We start from the raw sequence: 16,383 nt of genomic DNA, 5'->3' as shown, positions 1-16,383 counted from the left end.
GGTCCTCTGCTCGTTCAGTTCGTCAATTCGATGCGATGCGCGAAAAATGTTGGAGAGTCGCGCCCGAGGAATCATCGAAGTGCTCAGAATTTCTTCACAGTTTACTGTATTTAGCGGCCCGAAGCATCCGTTCTGGTTAACTTTTACTGGCATCTATAGACTGACACGGTATACTCTTGCGCTATCGTTTTTTGCACCTTTTCGGTGCTGTTGAGAACAAGTGACCGTCACCGACCTTGATGTTTCTCGCACGTTCGCGAAGAAGCCGATGCGGTGACAAACGAAGTCAGGAGAGGTCATGGAACAGTTTTTTCAATTTGTCACAGAGCACTACATTCTGAGCACCCTGTGGCTGATTGTGTTCATTATGCTTGTCATGGATATCGCCAAAAAGCGGTTTTCTTCAATCCTTCCACTCAAACCCCAAGAAGCGGTTATCAAGACGAACCGAGGCGGGGTGTTTGTTGACGTGCGTGGAGCCGAGGATTTCGCCAAAGGGCATATCGCAGGGTCAAAACATCTCCCACTCGAGAAAATTCGCGCTGGGGACACAAAAATCCTTGAGAAATTTAAAGACGCCCCCATAGTAACCGTATGCAACTATGGAAATACTGCACGCAGCGCGGGTACGGCCCTTGTAAAGGCAGGTTTTTCTCAGGTGTATGTGTTGCAAGGCGGCCTCCAAGGTTGGCAGAATGCCAGCATGCCGGTCAGCAAGGCGCAACCGCAGAAATCAAATAAGAAAAAAGCGTAACAACAACGTTTCGTTTTAATACATCATCTAAGTTAAATAAGAGCAGGAAAGTAATATGGCTGACGAACAGCAAAACGCCCAGGCAAACGGTGCCGCCCAAAACGAGCAACAGAAAGCGCAATTCCAAATCCAGCGCATTTACCTTAAAGACGTTTCTTTTGAGGCGCCGAACAGCCCAGAGATTTTCCGCAAAGAGTGGAAGCCTGAGTTGAGCGTCGATATGAATGTTGCAAACAACAAACTTGGTGACGGTGTTCACGAGGTTGTGTTGACCCTGACTGTAAAAAACAAAGTGGGCGACGACGTTGCATTCCTTTGTGAAGTGGCGCAAGCAGGTATCTTTACGATTTCTGATGAGATTCCAGAGCAGGCAAAAGCGCATACAATTGGCGCATTCTGCCCAACGATTTTGTTCCCATATGCGCGTGAAGCAGTGGCGAGCTTGGTGAGCAAAGGAACCTTCCCACAGCTGAACTTGGCGCCAATCAACTTTGACGCTGTGTTCGCACAACACATGCAACAACAAGCGGCAGCTCAGCAGCAACAAGAGCAGCCAAAAGCTGACGCCTAAGGTCACCTCTGTGGCTGATTTTAGCTCAGTAACCGTGTTAGGGGCGGGGTCGTATGGCACCGCCCTTGCTATCTGTATTGCTCGGAAAGGGCAGCGCACAATTCTGTGGGCGCGTGACCAAGAGCAAGTGGCACAGATGCAAGAAGCTCGGGCGAATCCTCGCTACCTTCCCGACTGCCCATTCCCTGATTTACTTGAAGTTGAAGGCTCCCTTGAAGCGGCTGTAAAAGCATCTGACACGATCTTAGTGGTAGTGCCAAGTTATGGTTTTGCCGAGGTTTTGAGCCAAATTGCCCCGCATTTACGCCCTGAGGCTGGTGTTGCATGGGCGACCAAAGGTCTTGAGCCTGAAACCGGGCGGTTATTATCGGAAGTCGCGACTGAAATTTTGGGCGAAGAACGTGCCATGGCGGTGCTTTCTGGCCCAACCTTCGCCGGTGAAATGGCGAAAGGTGTGCCTACTGCGATTGCGGTTGCGGCAAACCATCCTGAATTTGTCAATGAGCTCTCCCAAGCATTGCATTGCGACCGCTCTTTCCGTGTGTACCTGAACGATGATTTTATCGGTATGCAGCTCGGTGGCGCGGTAAAAAACGTCATCGCTATTGGGGCTGGTATGGCGGACGGACTTGGCTTTGGTGCCAATACGCGGACTGCGCTTATTACGCGTGGCTTAGCGGAGATGACGCGGCTTGGAATTGCCCTCGGTGGCAAACCGGAAACCTTTACCGGTATGGCGGGGCTGGGGGATTTAATTCTCACGTGCACTGACAATCAATCACGGAACCGTCGGTTTGGCCTCGCGATTGGCCAAGGCAAAGGCGTCGAAGAAGCGATGCGTGAGATTGGTCAAGCGGTCGAAGGATATCGCAACACGCGCGAGGTTGTCGCATTGGCCAAGCGATATCATGTAGAAATGCCTATTTCAGAACAACTCTACAAAGTTCTGTACGAAGGGAAAGAGCCCATGCAAGTTGCCCAAGACTTGCTGTCCCGGGCTCAAACTTCCGAAAGCTCGTAACCAGTGCGTGTTGCGTAATGGTGCGTTGGGCTTCCCACCCTCGCACCCAACGCGGTGCGTTGGCTACGATCATCGCCCGGCTATGGCATTGTTTCCCACCCTCGCACCCAACGCGGTGCGTTGGCTACGATCATCGCCCGGCTATGGCATTGTTTTCCACCCTCGCACCCAACGCGGTGCGTTGGCTACGATCATCGCCCGGCTATGGCATTGTTTTCCACCCTCACACCCAACGCGGTGCGTTGGCTACGATCATCGGCCGGCTATGGCATTGTTTCCCACCCTCGCACCCAACGCGGTGCGTTGGCTACGATCATCGCGAGGGCATGGCGTCGTTAAGAGGCGAGGAGCTGTTTCTCCAGTAGGATCCATTGTTCAGCAAAATTCTCGGAGGGTTTCTTTTTGAATCCTGAGCGGACGTATTGGCTTAATTTACCTTCGACATAAGCCATCACAATATTCGCTAACATGCCTTCATCACTATTAAACTGGACACCCTCGCGCATCCGCCGCTCGCGCAGGATTTGCTTCATCTGACTTTCAAGGCGCTCAAAAAGGTTGATCACACGTCCTCGTAGTCGCTCGTTTTCCCCCATCAATGCATCCCCTGTCAGAACGCGTGTGATGCCCGGGCTCTGTTCCGTGAAACGCAAGACGAGGCCAACAATTTGACGAACGCGTTCCATAGTTTGCTTTTCGTTTTCGAGAACTTTATTCACGCCACCAAGCAAAATATCTTCGATATGGGTGATGAGGTCATCAAACATGCGTGCCTTTGAGGGGAAGTGGCGATACAAGGCTGCTTCTGATACGCCCACTTCCGCCGCTAATTTTGCCGTGGTAATGGGCTGCCCTATGTGGGTTTCGAGCATGTGTGCGAGTGTCCCGAGGATTTCCTCGCGACGATTCGATTTCCGAGTTGTGGTCATCGTTTTTTCCCTGATTTTTATTGCCAGTTGTGGGCTGGCGTTTTCTTATTTTTGACTGCGTCGCAACAAAGCAATGCGAGTCTAGTTTAGTGGCGTCCGGACGAGCCGAAGCCGCCGTCGCCTCGGTCAGAGTCGCTGAATTCTGCGACCAGATTAAAATCGACCTGTACGATGGGCACTATCACCAACTGCGCGATCCGCTCACCAGGCTCAATGGTGAAGGTTGTTTTGCCCCGGTTCCAAACTGAGACTTTGAGCTCACCTTGATAATCAGAGTCAATCAGCCCCACCAGATTGCCGAGGACGATGCCATGCTTGTGCCCTAAGCCTGAACGGGGCAGGATGGTGGCCGCAAGCCCTGGATCAGCAATATGGATGGCCAAGCCGGTTCCAACAAGCGCGGTTTCTCCCGGCCCTAGGGTAATTGCATGGTTTAAACAGGCTCGCAAATCCAGACCTGCTGAGCCGGGCGTTGCATAAGCGGGCAGTGGGAATTCTTTGCCGACGCGCGGGTCGAGGATTTTCACATCAATCGATTTTTTCATCATTTTTGTATCGCTGTGGTGTCGAATTTAAGGGTGTATTTATGGCTCGTCTGCCTGCGGTGTGCTGTTTTGCGCTATCAAACCAATGATTTCCGCGGCGATCGCTGCTTTACTTCGTGCCGTTAAGTGCTTTGATTGATTCTGCCAGTAAATCGTGACCGCATTATGATCGCTATTGAAGCCGATGCCGGGTTGGCTGACATCGTTGGCAACGATCATATCGAGGTGCTTCCGCTTCATCTTCTCTTGGGCGTATTGCTCGACCTGTTGCGTCTCGGCCGCAAAGCCAACGCAGTAAGGCTTGTGGTCTTGCTGTGCAATATGCGCCAGAATATCTGGATTTTTTACTAAGGTGAGCGTCATTTCAGACTCAGAGGATTTTTTCTTTAATTTTTGTTCGGCTGGGGTGGCTGCGCGAAAATCGGCAACGGCTGCGCAACCGATAAAGATATCCGCAGGCTGCGCTTGACTGGCAGCTAGCATCTCTTCTGCTGTAATGACATCAACGCGGCGTACGCCGGGTGGCGTCGCTAATTGCACGGGTCCCGCAACTAAGGTTACTTCTGCCCCTGCTTCTTGGGCGGCGGCTGCAAGGGCAAACCCCATTTTTCCCGAGGAGTGATTGCTCAAATAGCGGACTGGATCGAGTGCCTCGCGCGTTGGTCCTGCGGTAATTACCACACGACGGCCGAGCAAAGCGCCTTGTGCAGATTTGGCATGGAGTGTGCTGGTACCGGTCAAGAAGCCTTGAATATGCTGAATGATTTCGTGAGGCTCGAGCATGCGACCTGCACCAACTTCACCGCAGGCTTGCGAACCCTCTGCGGGCCCCCAAATAAGCTTACCGTCATCGCGCAGCAGCTCGACATTTCGTTGGGTTGCAGGAGCAGACCACATCAGTCGATTCATGGCAGGCACCACCGCGATAGGCGCATCGGTTGCCAGGCAAAGGGTACTGAATAGATCGTCTGCGAAGCCATGCGCAAGACGCGCCAGTGCGCTTGCACTGGCCGGGGCGACCACAATGAGATCGGCCCAGCGGGCGAGTTCGATATGCCCCATTGCCGCTTCTGCTGCTGGGTCCAGTAAATCATCGTGCACTGGGTGGCCAGAAACCGCTTGAAGTGTCAGTGGCGTAATAAATGCTTTCGCCCCTTGGGTCATGACGACGCGCACATCGGTGCCTTCGTCTTTCAAGCGACGAACCAGTTCAGGCGTTTTATAGGCGGCAATACCACCAGTCACAATCAGCAATAACTTACGGTTTGCAAGGCTTGCCATGGTTGTTTCCCTGCGAGTGAGTCCTTACCTTTAAAGATACCACGAGGAATATCGAATTGGCACGTCTCAATCACGAATGACGTGTTCGCAAGGAGGCGAGATGCAACAAAAGCAGGCGATAAAGGATTGGGCACCTGAAGAACGCCCCCGGGAGAAACTCGCTGCACAGGGCGCGTCAGCGTTGAGTGAAGCCGAGTTATTGGCGGTCATGTTCGGGACAGGGACCGGTGGCAAAGATGTGTTGACGTGGAGCCGCGAGGTGTTGCAAGCTGCGGGTGGTCTGGCCGGATTGCTGACAATGGATGGTAAGCAGATGCTCGAAATACCGGGTATCGGACTCGCACGGAGCATGCAGATTTTGGCGGTTCTTGAACTAACCCGTCGATACCTAGCGGCGACTCTGCGAAAAGGCGAGGGCTTCACTCGACCGGAAATGGTCCGAGATTATCTATCGATGCAATTGCGACACCAAGGCCGTGAGGTTTTTGTGGTCTTGCTGCTAGACAGTCAACACCGTTTGCTGCATTATTGCGAGCTGTTTTACGGCACCATCAATGCGGCGCCGGTCTATCCTCGCGAAATCATCAAGCTTGTGATGCGGCATAATGCGGCGGCAGTCATTCTCGCCCATAATCATCCTTCGGGTGTAGCCGAGCCAAGCGACGCAGACCAACGGGTGACAGATCGAATCGCGGAAGCCCTTAGAACTATTGATGTTAACCTCCTCGATCACTTCGTGATTGGTGCAGGTGAGACCGTTTCCTTTAAAGAACGCGGTTGGTTGTAATTGAAAATTCATGAGGGTTCGCACAAAAAATGCCCGTCAAAGCTTGTTTTTGGCGGCGTTTTTTAGTATAAATTGCGCCCTCGATTTATAGGGCAAGGCCATCAGGGCGATTAGGCGAGCTTGCAAAGCAATTTCGGAGTAACGAACATGTCACGAGTATGTCAAGTAACAGGAAAGCGGCCAGTGGTTGGTAATAACCGCTCACACGCGAACAATGCGACCCGCCGTCGTTTCCTGCCAAACCTGCAAACCCACCGTTTCTGGGTGGAAAGCGAGAAGCGTTTTGTTAAATTGCGCGTCTCTACAAAGGGTATGCGGATCATCGATAAGAAAGGTATCGACTCGGTACTTTCTGATCTGCGTGCAAAAGGCGTCCGGGTTTAATACCGGCTAGAACGAAAGGAATAATACGATGCGTGATAAAATTCGTCTGGTTTCTTCTGCTGGTACTGGATTCTTCTACACCACAGACAAGAACAAGCGCAACATGCCGGAAAAATTCGAAATCAAAAAATTCGATCCGGTCGTTCGCAAGCACGTGATGTTCAAAGAAGCGAAAATCAAATAAGCTGTTTTTGAACATTGAACGGAATATCAAAAACCCGTAGCGTCGCGCTGCGGGTTTTTTGTAAGTACGCTTCTTACGAGCTGTCCGATGTCATCTAGCCCATCCGTCTTCCAAACCGTATTTCACACCCTGTCGTCTGCGTTGAAGGAGCATCGTGAGCTGCTCGCGATTCAGCCCATGCATTGGGCCACCCAAAGCCCAATTTTTCCTTGGACAAACGCAGCGCTAAGTGAGGCAGCGTTGGGGCTCGGTCAGGAAGCGCTGACACAAATCGAATCGAATCCTGAGCGGGCATCTGCGTATTTTGAGCATGTTTTCCCAGGGCTCCAGAATTTATTGTCATGTGAGGCTGCGCTGTTCGCACCAGCGCAAGCGGTTCCCTCAGCGTCGTCCACCCCATTTTGGATACGAAATGGTATTGGGGGCAGAAAGCTAGCTCAAATTGAGGCATTCTTGGCTGCCGTTGGAACAAAGGGTAAGCCAAAGTTCCTGATGGAATGGTGTGCAGGAAAGGGGTACTTAGGTCGCATCGCTGCACATCACGGTATGAAAGTCATCAGTGTGGAGCTGCAGCAAGCTTTATGTGATGCGGGGGAGTCGACAGCATCCCAATGGTCATTACCCCAAACGTTTGTGCAAGCAGACGTCCTCAAGCAACATGCGGCCCTTCCATTCCACGAGGTCGATGCTGCATTTGCTCTCCATGCGTGCGGTGGACTGCATGTCAGCTTATTACAGGCATCGATCGCGGCTCAGCTCCCCATGATCGCGATTGCGCCCTGTTGCTATCATCTGCACACGGATGCGATCTATCGCCCACTTTCTCAAGCGGGGCGAGCGATAAATCTCTCGCTCACTCGCGAGCAGCTCAAATTTTCGGTCCAAGGCCAAGTGACGGGTGGGGCACGGATTGAAAAACTCCGTCACCAAGAGGTGCAGTGGCGGCTTGCATATGAATCCTGGCGCCAAGAAGTGATGGGCTCGAGCACTTATCGACCGCTTTCGTCAGCACCCAAGCAGCTATTTATGGGGGACTATGACGATTTTGCGCGCTGGGCTGTGAAGCAACACGAATTAAATGTGGCACTTCCTCCTAGCTGGGAACCGTACCTCGAACGCGCAAAACAGCACTATGTGCATATTCGTCGCATTGAGGCCGTGCGCAGTATCCTGCGACGTCCACTCGAACTATGGCTTGTCCTAGATCGCGCCTTGTACCTTTGTGAGCAAGGCTATGATGTTTCATTACAGCAATTTTGTGATCGAACAACTTCACCCCGAAATATACTCATTACGGCCCGCGCGCCATAGATTCTTGAGCACGCTCTAGCGCTTTGTCAGCGTCCCGCTATACTCTTCTCGTTGCGATAGCGTGAGATAACAATAATGACTCAAATAAACCTTCCTCCTGCGGGTGCAAGCGCACCGGTTCAGGGCAACGAGCGCATGCATATTCTTGATATTCTGCGGGGATTTGCGCTTTTCGGCATCTTAATGATGAACATCGAATATTTCCAACGGCCCATGCAAGCGGTCATGTTGGGACTTGATCAAACCCAAACCGGAATCAATTACGCCGTGGGGTGGTTTGTTTTCGTGTTTATTCAAGGCAAGTTTTACACCCTGTTTTCATTGCTGTTCGGTATCGGTTTTGTCGTTTTCCTAGACCGAGCCCGTGCGCGTGTGAGCCGCCCCCGTTGGCTGTTTTCTCGGCGGCTTTTGATCTTAGTGCTGATAGGTGCTTTGCATGGGTTTTTTATTTGGTCCGGTGACATCTTATTACTCTATGCATTAACCGGTTTTCTATTACTCCTTTTCTTCCACAAAACCTCAGCATCTCGCCTATGGAAATGGGCCATCGTTTTTCTCGTCATTCCACTGATTATGTTCTGGCTCGGGGCGTGGTCGATCGAAATGGCGATGCAGAGCAACCCGAAGAATGTGATGGCGATGTTCACCGAGCAACAAGAAGCGCTGCTCGGGGATATTGCGCGTGGTGAGCTGATTTATATGCAAGGGAGCTATTGGGAAGCTGTTCAATGGCGGATGCATGAGATGATTGCTCTGTACGGAGGCGGTGGACTCTTGTTTTTTGGGATGTCGGTCTTGGCCCTGTTCGCGCTGGGTGCTTCCTGTGCGCGAGCGGGAATCTTCCAAGATGTTGCGGGCAACATTAGTTTGTTCAAGCGGTTAGTATTTTTGGGCTACGGGATTGGTATTCCTGCTGCACTGATTTTTGGGATCTGGGGAACGGACTTGGTTCTTTTCTACCCAAATTATGATGCAGCGGTGTTCTATGTGTTCCAACAGCTTGCCAATATCGCGCTCTGCTTTGCGTACTTGAGTACCTTGGTGCTGCTCATGCATTACGGTAAACGATGGGTGCGCGTGTTTGCGCCGGCAGGTCAAATGGCCCTGACGAATTACTTGCTTCAGAGCATTGTCTTTACCCTTATTTTTTACGGATATGGTTTAGGTCTGTATGGGGAGGTGGGTCGCGCTGGCGCCACGTTCATGGCAATTATTTTCTATGTGGGTCAGTTGTTCGCAAGCCAATGGTGGTTGGAGCGCTACCGGTATGGTCCTGCGGAGTGGTTGTGGCGGTCACTGACCTACGGCCAGCGCCAACCGTTCAAAAAAGCAATGTAACGGCAGAGTGGCCCACCGTGATGTGTCTATCGCGGTGGGTCGATACGAGGGCCTAGAGACGTGTTATGACGGAACCACCCCGTAATACTAAAACGCTCCTTATGGGCGACTTGTACCTCATGCACAAAGGTATCACTGAGGAACATCACCAAGGTGTTTTGCTGGGGTAGAACTGTTTCTAAGACCGTATCGCTTTCGCCGTAGATGATGAGCTCTCCACCATCGTTTGGTGTCCATTCCGGGTTTAAGTAAAAAACTGTGGTCAAAACACGATTGGAACGCCCTTTGAATGCATCGAGGTGCTTTTTGTAAAACGCACCTGGCTGATAGCGAGCAAGATGGCACTCATAATCGAATAGTCCCATAAAAAAGCGTCGATTGAGATACTGCCGCAGCGTATCCATGGTGCTCAGGTAACTCTGCTCAATGGCATGTTCAGGGTGCAACCAGCGGATCTGATCACTGCGGACTCGAGTATTAACCGTATGCTGCTGCTCTCGCCCAATGCCGGCAATGTTCCAATCAGGTTCACCAAGATTCTGGGCATAATTAAACAATGCTTGTGCTTCATCTTTTGGGAGAAACTCAGGGAAGATAACATAGCCGCGCTCGGCCAGCGGCGAGAAGTCAAACTGCTCAGGGTCAAAGGTAAGCGCCCCGCCGGTTGCATCGTAAAAAGCGTCGGTGAGTGCCGGGTTATCAAGGTTCGATGTAGGCGTCAAACTCTGCGTCAATGAAACTAGCTCCAAGGCACATGGCCATGCATAATGGGACCCATTCGGGTGCCTTACTATAATCACCCATGCTATTTCAGCATAGCGAAAAAACGCAAACTCTTTCAATTGGATACATTATGCCTGAATTACCTGAAGTAGAGGTGAGTCGTCTCGGGATTACTCCCCACGTGGAAAAACAGCGGGTGCAAGCAGTGCGAGTCTGGTACCCGACACTCCGATGGCCGATTCCTGATGATGTCTACTTGCTGGAGCAACAGCCGATTACTGCAATCCACCGACGTGCGAAGTATTTACTGCTCGAAAGTACGTTTGGTGCGTTGATCTTGCACCTCGGGATGTCCGGAAAACTCCGCGTGGTCCCCACAGAAACGCCCCGCGTCAAGCACGATCATTTTGAACTCGAATTAGAGAATGGCCTGAGTCTGCGCTTAAATGATGCGCGACGATTTGGCGCAGTGCTCTGGCAACCGACCGGAGAATTACATCCACAACTTCAGCAGTTGGGGCCCGAACCACTAACCGACGCATTGACTGCCGATCACTTGTATCACTTAAGCCGCGGGAAAACAGGCCCAGTGAAGAATTTTATTATGGACAATGCCGTGGTCGTTGGGGTGGGCAATATTTATGCGAATGAAGCGTTGTTTGCGACTGGTATTGATCCGCGTCGGGCCGCCGGCAATATTAGCCAAGCGCGTTATGCGCGGCTTACAGATGCTATCAAAGACGTGCTAGCGCGGGCTATTGAACAGGGCGGGACAACCTTACGTGATTTCACTCGTGCAGATGGTCAGCCGGGTTATTTTCGTCTTGAGTTGGCGGTTTATGGTCGTGGGGGATTACCATGCCCTACCTGTGGACGTGAGATTGCTGAGCAACGAATTGGTCAACGCAACAGCTTTTTTTGTACTCGGTGTCAGCGCTGAAGTTTAGAAGCTTCAGCGGCTTTCACACCAGGCAACGAGCGTTTCTATCAAGAGCTCAGTTTCGGTAAGAAATGGCGCATGAGCGCTCTGTGTGAAGGTCACTGCGGTATCATCCTGGTTGGTGAGCGTACGTTCGACGGCCGCTTGAGCGCGTTGGGGCACTAAGCTATCGAGTCGTCCATAGAGCCGGAGAAGCGGCGGTTCCAACAGAGGCATTTCTGCCCGTAAATCAACTTCTGCAAGCCAACGTAATCCTGCCGCAAGGGCCTGCGGATGAGGCTCTGGCTTTTCAGCCAATAGGGCGCGCATGGTTTTAATTTCTTCACGCGCTCGGGGGCTACCGAGCGCTTGTACTGCTAAAAAACGTTCCAAAGTCTTTCTAAAGTCCGTACTCAACTGGTAGCGAAAGCTCGCCAACGTTTCTTCCTTTATTCCCGGCCAGTCCGGTGCTTGCTCCACGAAGCAGGGTGAACTTGCAATGGTGACTAAGCCGCGGATGTACGTCGGATATTGTCGGGCAAGATGCGTCGCAAAAAGTCCACCCATTGACCATCCCGCTAAAAAGAACGGCTGAGACGTAACCTGACTTACTGCGGCCATGATGTCTGTGGTGGTGTGATCAAAGTGCGCGTGGTCAGCCCGCCATCCAGACTCCCCAAATCCAGGAAGGTCCAGCGTAATCACTCGGAAGTGAGGGGTGAGATTGGAAACGAGCGGGATCCAAATGGCTTGATTCAGTCCCCAACCATGCAGGAGGACCAATGCAGGTGCATCGCTTTCAGGATTGTGTACGTGAAGACTGATTTTCTTGTTGGACAGCGGCATAGGTGAGTGCTTTCGCTAAGCTCTTCAATGACTATTCAGGAGCGTCTTATGGTAAAGCAATTCAGTGTTCTATTGAAGTCGTGGCGACAAGTCTGCGCGCACGGTGTGTGCTGGCTCTGTGAGCAAACGGTTCCATTGGTGGATGGTTTGTGTACTGACTGTGCAATGGATTTACCCTATTTGCCGTCGCACAGCTGCAAACCCTCGTCGATCAACGGCCATCCGTGTCGTGCTTGGTTTGCGCCGCTGAGCTACCAAACGCCGGTCGACCGATGGTTTGCGCCATTTAAATACGCACATCAGCCGGGAATGGCGAAGCATTTTGCCCCTTTAATTGCGGCTCATGTCGTCCGCTGTTACCGAATTAATCGAATTTTTTTGCCGCAAGCACTTATTCCTATCCCACTTAGTACGATGCGTTGGTGGCAGCGTGGTTATAATCAAGCCGGATTATTGGCTGAGGAGGTCGGGCGATTGCTTGATATTCCGGTTTTGTATCCCCTCCGGCGACGTTACACGCGCGCGAGTACAGCCATGGGAGCACGGGAGCGAGCGCAGAACCTAGAGAACGCATTTCGGGTGGCAGTGCCACTGAAACTCGAGAGAATAGCCTTGGTGGACGATATTATTACTTCGGGAGCTACTCTGGGTGCGGCAGGAAGGACCTTACATCAATCGCAGCGCTGCATTATTGATGCGTGGGCCTTTGCCTATACGCCATAAAAAAGCCCCACCAGATGGCAGGGCTTTGATTTACGAAGTTCGAAGGTTAATGAGCGTGCGCATCCTCATCGACCGCTTCCTCTTCATCATCGGCACCGGTTCCGAGTGCGTACTGTGACCAATACAAAGCATTTGCCATGAGCTTGGTCGTGCCCCAGAAGTAGCCGCGGAAGTTGACGTTGTCTGAGAATCCGATGACGCGACCGCTGCCTAAGCGATGCGCGACGATGTTACTCTTTCCGCTTAAGACTTCGCGGTTTCCTTGTGACGTAAAGCCGGCTAGCACCGGATTCTCCACATAGCGGGCAACATCAACGAACGGTGCCTGATTGGCCTCAAACGCCATAGTGCTGTTTTTAAACACCGGCAGGTTTGCGCGCGGGAAACCCACAGTCAGCGGGTGACTGAGATCCAAGCGAGTGTTGAAGATGGCGCCCGCGATTCGTTGTTGCGCGAAAAAGTCGCTCCGATCACCATAGCTTAAGCCTTCGCTCGGAAATTTCGCCCGGAAGGTGTCTTGGCTGACCATATTGGCTGAAAGGAGGTTGTTCTCGGTCATCCACCGTGCACCGCCTTTCTGACCAATCAAGGTGCCACCTTCGCGAACCCAAGTTTGTAGTCGACTCCTGAAGCGATCGCTGAGTGTGCGGTAGTGACCATCAACCAAGATAATGTGGGTGTAACGGTTGATATCTGAGTTATCGAGCCGCTGCGTCTCAATCATGGTCACGGGCAGGTTCAAATCACGATCCAGGTAATACCATGCTTCACCTGCCTCTTGCAGATTGGTTCCATCACCAATGACGAGCAACACATGGGGCAAGGTGGCGGGATCAACACTGCGACTGCCAATATCCATTCCCGTTGTGGGTGTCAGGCCGCTTGTAATGGTATGCACTGGCACACGGTTTTCCCCCGCGAGGCGTGCGAGCAGTTCTTGCACTTCACTCCAAGGACGCTCCTGATAGGCTCGAGTCACGAGTACGGAGCCCCGTGGAAAGCGCTGCTCTCCCTCCGGTGTGCGAATGGTGACATCATCCGCTGCGAGGCGCGCATGGACATTGTTGCGCAACAAGTGGGTCAGGACGCGCGGTGCAAAATGCGGTTCCCAGCTAAAGGCATAACCCACGCGGGTTTCACCGAGCTCAGAAGGACTGAAGTCAGATGGTGCATTCCAAGCCGTGTTGCTGACGCGGAAGCGGCGATTCTGACGAAGCTCTTTAAACTCGACATTAAAGGCCATCGGCAAGGTCCAGGCCGACACATCATAGAAGGTGTTGTCTGGGAAGTCCTGACGGGTGGTGAAAGCGCCTTTCAGCAACCGGTAGTTGCGTTGACGAATCGGTACCCAGTAGGCTTCGCCCGGACGGTAGGTCACATTGTCGACCGTGAACTCTTCTGTCACCGGATAGGCATTGATGCTGTGTGCTGTGAGAATACGCAGCAGTTCATGCATCCGTCCTTCATCCGCCTCCTTCAGCATGTATCCATCGAAGCTTTCCCGAGCCGCCAGCTGCATATTCTCTTTGAAGAAGCGTTGCTGGAAATCGAGTAATTGATCCCGATGTGCAATGGAGCCACGGATTGTCGATAGCGACGTAACGAATTGGTTTTTAATCGTAAAAGGAAACGAGACATCGCCATTAATCGATTCTTGTAGATGCCCTCGTGAGGAGGCTTGCTCAAACAGAATCGCGATGGTGCCTTGTGCGTCCGGATAGCTTGAGCCTTTGCCATAATAAAAATCGTCAAATGACTCTTCGGTGTAATACAGGCTGTGGATTTCATCGAGTGCGTCCGCATGGAACTCGGCGAGTTTTTCAGTCAAACGCACATTTTCGTCTGGTGTCAGCGGGTTTTTACGGCTTGGGATCCCCGGCTGAAAGAAATAGGTGGTATCGGTTCCCATCTCATGGTGGTCTGTTAGAACATTTGGTAACCAGCGCTGATAGGTTGCAATACGCGCCTCAGACTCTGGGTGTTGGAGCAGTAACCAATCTCGATTGAGATCGAACCAGTAGTGATTTTGACGACCGCGCAACCAATCTTGTTGGTGCTCGCGATGCTGCCGATCATTGTGGGGAGTCATGGATTTGTATTGATTGACCCAGTTCGCGAAGCGCGCGATACCATCCGGGTTATACATAGGGTCAATTAAGATCACCGTATTGTCCAACCACGCATCAATTTCATCACCTTGCGCTGCAGCAAGATAATAAGCAGTGATTAAAGACGCATTGACGCCGGAAGGCTCATCGCCATGGACGCTATATCCAAGGTAAACGACCAAGGGCGCTTCTGTTGCATTGACGTTCTGGCTTGGATCAGAAACCGCCATGTGCTGCTGACGCATCTCTTCTAAGCGCCCCTGATTTTCAGCTGCACTCACCTTCATTACGAGCATTGGGCGACGCTCATGAGAGTAGCCGGTGACCTTTAGCGTCATCCGGTCCGATGCATCGGCCAAGACTTCAAAATACCGCTGAACTTGTTCTGGGCGGACATGCCATTCACCCACCTCAAACCCAAGAATCTCTCTGGGCGTCGGGATGGATTCATCAAAACTGACATGGCTCGGTAGATAATAACTGAGATCCAAGTCCTCTACGTAAGTCGCCGAGGCAGAGAGGCTTGCCAAGACGAGGGCAACAGCGCTCGTGAAGCCGGCCACTTTCTTTTTTAAATATCTAATCATCGTCGTTTCCCCTGTTTTACAACAACTCGAACCCTACCAGTTCCAGAAAAATTGACCAAGCGGGTTACTATGCAATGCATTCCAGATGCGATAGAATAAACCCTAGTAATTTAGTCGGGTATAGCAGCAAACAGCTGCGAGGGTAAGGTTGTTACATCATGATTACGATTTCAGATTCAGCACAAGCTCATTTTCGTGAACTTTTGAGTAGACAGGACGAAGGCACCAGTATTCGGGTTTTTGTTGTGAACCCGGGACGCCCCAATGCTGAATGTGGCGTTTCATATTGTCCTGCAGATTCTGTTGAGGAGACGGATATCCGGCTTCCATTCTCCGGGTTTGACGCGGTTGTCGACGAAGAAAGTGCTCCCTTTTTGGAGGAGGCCGAAATTGATTTCGTTCAGCAAGAGCTTGGATCGCAACTTACCCTAAAAGCGCCTAACGCAAAAGCGCCGAAAGTTGCAGATGATGCGCCGCTGATCGAACGGGTGGATTATATTATTCAAAGCCAGATTAACCCCCAACTCGCGAGCCACGGTGGTCAAGTGATGGTCTCTGAAATCACCAACGACGGCGTGGCCATTCTTCAGTTCGGAGGCGGTTGTAATGGGTGCTCCATGGTTGACGTCACTTTGAAAGATGGGATTGAGAAGCAGTTACTCGACTTGTTCCCAAATGAGCTAAAAGGTGTTCGTGATATCACAGAACATCAACGGGGCGAGCACTCGTACTATTAATCTTCTGACATCTTAGTCTTGCATCGGCAGACCCCGTTCGGGGTCTGTCGTCAAGACCACATGCACAAACTGCATTGCGTCTTCTTCAAATACGCGGTACGTACCATCCACGATAAAATCCCCAAGCTGTTTGCTCTCAGTAAGCCACAGTCCGAGTGATTCAGCTTGCGCTTGGGTTGATGTCCGAATAAGCCCGCTACAACGCGTGCCCGTGCAAACCAATGAATGGATCGTCGTTCCATTAAATTCATGCAGAGCGACCGTCAATGTACGGTGGTGGGCGAAAGCAGCGCTCGTTTCAATATGTGCTAACAGCAACACGTTTAATTCAATGATGCGGCGGATTGCAAGGTCTTCAGAGGTCGCTGCATCAATCAAGGCTTCTGCAGATGCTCGCTCATGGGATGCACGTACCTCGTCTGTGCTTGGTTCAGGGGCCGTGTCCGGTCTTTCTTCGGATGGAATGATTGTTAAATTACGATCATTCGATGCAGGAGTGACGTGAACGCCATCAGTACTGGGGGGGAGCCGAACAAACGGGGAATCGACTGCAATTAAATGCAGGACAAGGAATATAAGTAAGACACCGACTAAGAATGCAATGACCGCTTTTGCCATAATTTCATGCCTTTACA

18 protein-coding genes are annotated in these 16,383 nt (G+C 51.7%); 11 read left to right on the top strand and 7 right to left on the bottom strand.

Features of this window, described 5'->3' with window-relative positions:
• Window positions 1–298 precede the first annotated feature (298 nt).
• The 3 genes from CWE11_RS02650 to gpsA are packed head-to-tail and all read left to right on the top strand — an operon-like array spanning window position 299 to window position 2,346.
• On the top strand, window positions 299–754 hold the full coding sequence (locus tag CWE11_RS02650; protein WP_126776056.1) for a rhodanese-like domain-containing protein: 456 nt from the start codon (window positions 299–301) through the stop codon (window positions 752–754).
• A 55-nt stretch (window positions 755–809) separates the two neighbouring features.
• Window positions 810–1,325 (top strand): protein-export chaperone SecB, encoded by a 516-nt coding sequence (gene secB / locus CWE11_RS02645; protein WP_126776055.1) that lies wholly within the window; start codon window positions 810–812, stop codon window positions 1,323–1,325.
• Window positions 1,326–1,335: 10 nt separating this feature from the next.
• The gene (gpsA, locus tag CWE11_RS02640) at window positions 1,336–2,346 is read left to right on the top strand and encodes an NAD(P)H-dependent glycerol-3-phosphate dehydrogenase (RefSeq protein WP_126776054.1); all 1,011 of its coding nucleotides are present in this window, start codon (window positions 1,336–1,338) and stop codon (window positions 2,344–2,346) included.
• A 335-nt stretch (window positions 2,347–2,681) separates the two neighbouring features.
• Here gpsA and slmA read toward each other — a convergent pair whose 3' ends face one another.
• From slmA to coaBC, 3 genes are all read right to left on the bottom strand, one after another.
• Window positions 2,682–3,275, bottom strand: coding sequence for a nucleoid occlusion factor SlmA (gene slmA / locus CWE11_RS02635; RefSeq protein ID WP_126776053.1), 594 nt, complete (start codon window positions 3,273–3,275; stop codon window positions 2,682–2,684).
• A gap of 86 nt (window positions 3,276–3,361) precedes the next feature.
• Window positions 3,362–3,820: a dUTP diphosphatase gene (gene dut, locus CWE11_RS02630; protein WP_126776272.1), complete on the bottom strand. Its 459-nt coding sequence runs from the start codon at window positions 3,818–3,820 to the stop codon at window positions 3,362–3,364.
• A 39-nt stretch (window positions 3,821–3,859) separates the two neighbouring features.
• A complete protein-coding gene (coaBC, locus tag CWE11_RS02625) occupies window positions 3,860–5,101 on the bottom strand; it encodes a bifunctional phosphopantothenoylcysteine decarboxylase/phosphopantothenate--cysteine ligase CoaBC (RefSeq protein WP_126776052.1) in 1,242 nt (413 codons plus the stop codon).
• A gap of 100 nt (window positions 5,102–5,201) precedes the next feature.
• Between coaBC and radC the strand changes: the two genes are divergently transcribed.
• The 5 genes from radC to CWE11_RS02600 all read left to right on the top strand — a co-directional run bounded on the left by radC (window position 5,202) and on the right by CWE11_RS02600 (window position 9,105).
• Complete coding sequence (gene radC / locus CWE11_RS02620; protein WP_126776051.1) at window positions 5,202–5,888, top strand: RadC family protein; 687 nt, start codon at window positions 5,202–5,204, stop codon at window positions 5,886–5,888.
• Window positions 5,889–6,035: 147 nt separating this feature from the next.
• Window positions 6,036–6,272: a 50S ribosomal protein L28 gene (gene rpmB / locus CWE11_RS02615; RefSeq protein WP_126776050.1), complete on the top strand. Its 237-nt coding sequence runs from the start codon at window positions 6,036–6,038 to the stop codon at window positions 6,270–6,272.
• Window positions 6,273–6,300: 28 nt separating this feature from the next.
• Entirely contained in the window at window positions 6,301–6,456 is a 156-nt protein-coding gene (rpmG, locus tag CWE11_RS02610) for a 50S ribosomal protein L33 (protein WP_007420939.1), read from the top strand.
• Window positions 6,457–6,543: 87 nt separating this feature from the next.
• Complete coding sequence (locus CWE11_RS02605; RefSeq protein ID WP_126776049.1) at window positions 6,544–7,767, top strand: methyltransferase; 1,224 nt, start codon at window positions 6,544–6,546, stop codon at window positions 7,765–7,767.
• A 75-nt stretch (window positions 7,768–7,842) separates the two neighbouring features.
• Window positions 7,843–9,105, top strand: coding sequence for a DUF418 domain-containing protein (locus CWE11_RS02600; protein WP_126776048.1), 1,263 nt, complete (start codon window positions 7,843–7,845; stop codon window positions 9,103–9,105).
• Between the two features lie 26 nt (window positions 9,106–9,131).
• Here the strand turns inward: CWE11_RS02600 and CWE11_RS02595 are convergent, their stop codons facing one another.
• Window positions 9,132–9,839, bottom strand: coding sequence for a 2OG-Fe(II) oxygenase (locus CWE11_RS02595; RefSeq protein ID WP_241971703.1), 708 nt, complete (start codon window positions 9,837–9,839; stop codon window positions 9,132–9,134).
• A gap of 119 nt (window positions 9,840–9,958) precedes the next feature.
• On the opposite strand from CWE11_RS02595, the gene mutM reads away from it, so the two are divergent.
• Window positions 9,959–10,768, top strand: a complete 810-nt coding sequence (gene mutM / locus CWE11_RS02590) for a bifunctional DNA-formamidopyrimidine glycosylase/DNA-(apurinic or apyrimidinic site) lyase (protein WP_126776047.1) — start codon at window positions 9,959–9,961, stop codon at window positions 10,766–10,768.
• 12 nt (window positions 10,769–10,780) lie between these two features.
• On the opposite strand, the gene bioH is transcribed toward mutM, so the two are convergent.
• Complete coding sequence (gene bioH / locus CWE11_RS02585) at window positions 10,781–11,593, bottom strand: pimeloyl-ACP methyl ester esterase BioH (protein WP_126776046.1); 813 nt, start codon at window positions 11,591–11,593, stop codon at window positions 10,781–10,783.
• A gap of 48 nt (window positions 11,594–11,641) precedes the next feature.
• Between bioH and CWE11_RS02580 the strand changes: the two genes are divergently transcribed.
• Entirely contained in the window at window positions 11,642–12,316 is a 675-nt protein-coding gene (locus CWE11_RS02580; RefSeq protein ID WP_126776045.1) for a ComF family protein, read from the top strand.
• A 46-nt stretch (window positions 12,317–12,362) separates the two neighbouring features.
• On the opposite strand, the gene CWE11_RS02575 is transcribed toward CWE11_RS02580, so the two are convergent.
• Complete coding sequence (locus CWE11_RS02575) at window positions 12,363–15,011, bottom strand: M14 family metallopeptidase (RefSeq protein WP_126776044.1); 2,649 nt, start codon at window positions 15,009–15,011, stop codon at window positions 12,363–12,365.
• 158 nt (window positions 15,012–15,169) lie between these two features.
• Between CWE11_RS02575 and nfuA the strand changes: the two genes are divergently transcribed.
• A complete protein-coding gene (gene nfuA / locus CWE11_RS02570; protein ID WP_126776043.1) occupies window positions 15,170–15,748 on the top strand; it encodes a Fe-S biogenesis protein NfuA in 579 nt (192 codons plus the stop codon).
• A 12-nt stretch (window positions 15,749–15,760) separates the two neighbouring features.
• Here the strand turns inward: nfuA and CWE11_RS02565 are convergent, their stop codons facing one another.
• Entirely contained in the window at window positions 15,761–16,366 is a 606-nt protein-coding gene (locus CWE11_RS02565; RefSeq protein ID WP_126776042.1) for a hypothetical protein, read from the bottom strand.
• Between the last annotated feature and the right edge of the window lie 17 nt (window positions 16,367–16,383).

Source organism: Aliidiomarina sanyensis (assembly GCF_003987175.1).
GTDB classification, from domain to species: domain Bacteria; phylum Pseudomonadota; class Gammaproteobacteria; order Enterobacterales; family Alteromonadaceae; genus Aliidiomarina; species Aliidiomarina sanyensis.
Note: the sequence above shows the minus strand (reverse complement) of the source record. Positions and strands in the feature narration are given on the sequence as shown.

Excerpts from the sequence above, each read along its gene's own strand:
- CWE11_RS02650 (WP_126776056.1), top strand. The coding sequence starts at position 299 with ATGGAACAGTTTTTTCAATTTGTCACAGAGCACTACATTCTGAGCACC.
- secB (WP_126776055.1), top strand. The coding sequence starts at position 810 with ATGGCTGACGAACAGCAAAACGCCCAGGCAAACGGTGCCGCCCAAAAC.
- slmA (WP_126776053.1), bottom strand. The coding sequence starts at position 3,275 with ATGACCACAACTCGGAAATCGAATCGTCGCGAGGAAATCCTCGGGACA.
- dut (WP_126776272.1), bottom strand. The coding sequence starts at position 3,820 with ATGAAAAAATCGATTGATGTGAAAATCCTCGACCCGCGCGTCGGCAAA.
- coaBC (WP_126776052.1), bottom strand. The coding sequence starts at position 5,101 with ATGGCAAGCCTTGCAAACCGTAAGTTATTGCTGATTGTGACTGGTGGT.
- radC (WP_126776051.1), top strand. The coding sequence starts at position 5,202 with ATGCAACAAAAGCAGGCGATAAAGGATTGGGCACCTGAAGAACGCCCC.
- rpmB (WP_126776050.1), top strand. The coding sequence starts at position 6,036 with ATGTCACGAGTATGTCAAGTAACAGGAAAGCGGCCAGTGGTTGGTAAT.
- rpmG (WP_007420939.1), top strand. The coding sequence starts at position 6,301 with ATGCGTGATAAAATTCGTCTGGTTTCTTCTGCTGGTACTGGATTCTTC.
- CWE11_RS02605 (WP_126776049.1), top strand. The coding sequence starts at position 6,544 with ATGTCATCTAGCCCATCCGTCTTCCAAACCGTATTTCACACCCTGTCG.
- CWE11_RS02600 (WP_126776048.1), top strand. The coding sequence starts at position 7,843 with ATGACTCAAATAAACCTTCCTCCTGCGGGTGCAAGCGCACCGGTTCAG.
- mutM (WP_126776047.1), top strand. The coding sequence starts at position 9,959 with ATGCCTGAATTACCTGAAGTAGAGGTGAGTCGTCTCGGGATTACTCCC.
- bioH (WP_126776046.1), bottom strand. The coding sequence starts at position 11,593 with ATGCCGCTGTCCAACAAGAAAATCAGTCTTCACGTACACAATCCTGAA.
- CWE11_RS02580 (WP_126776045.1), top strand. The coding sequence starts at position 11,642 with ATGGTAAAGCAATTCAGTGTTCTATTGAAGTCGTGGCGACAAGTCTGC.
- CWE11_RS02575 (WP_126776044.1), bottom strand. The coding sequence starts at position 15,011 with ATGATTAGATATTTAAAAAAGAAAGTGGCCGGCTTCACGAGCGCTGTT.
- nfuA (WP_126776043.1), top strand. The coding sequence starts at position 15,170 with ATGATTACGATTTCAGATTCAGCACAAGCTCATTTTCGTGAACTTTTG.
- CWE11_RS02565 (WP_126776042.1), bottom strand. The coding sequence starts at position 16,366 with ATGGCAAAAGCGGTCATTGCATTCTTAGTCGGTGTCTTACTTATATTC.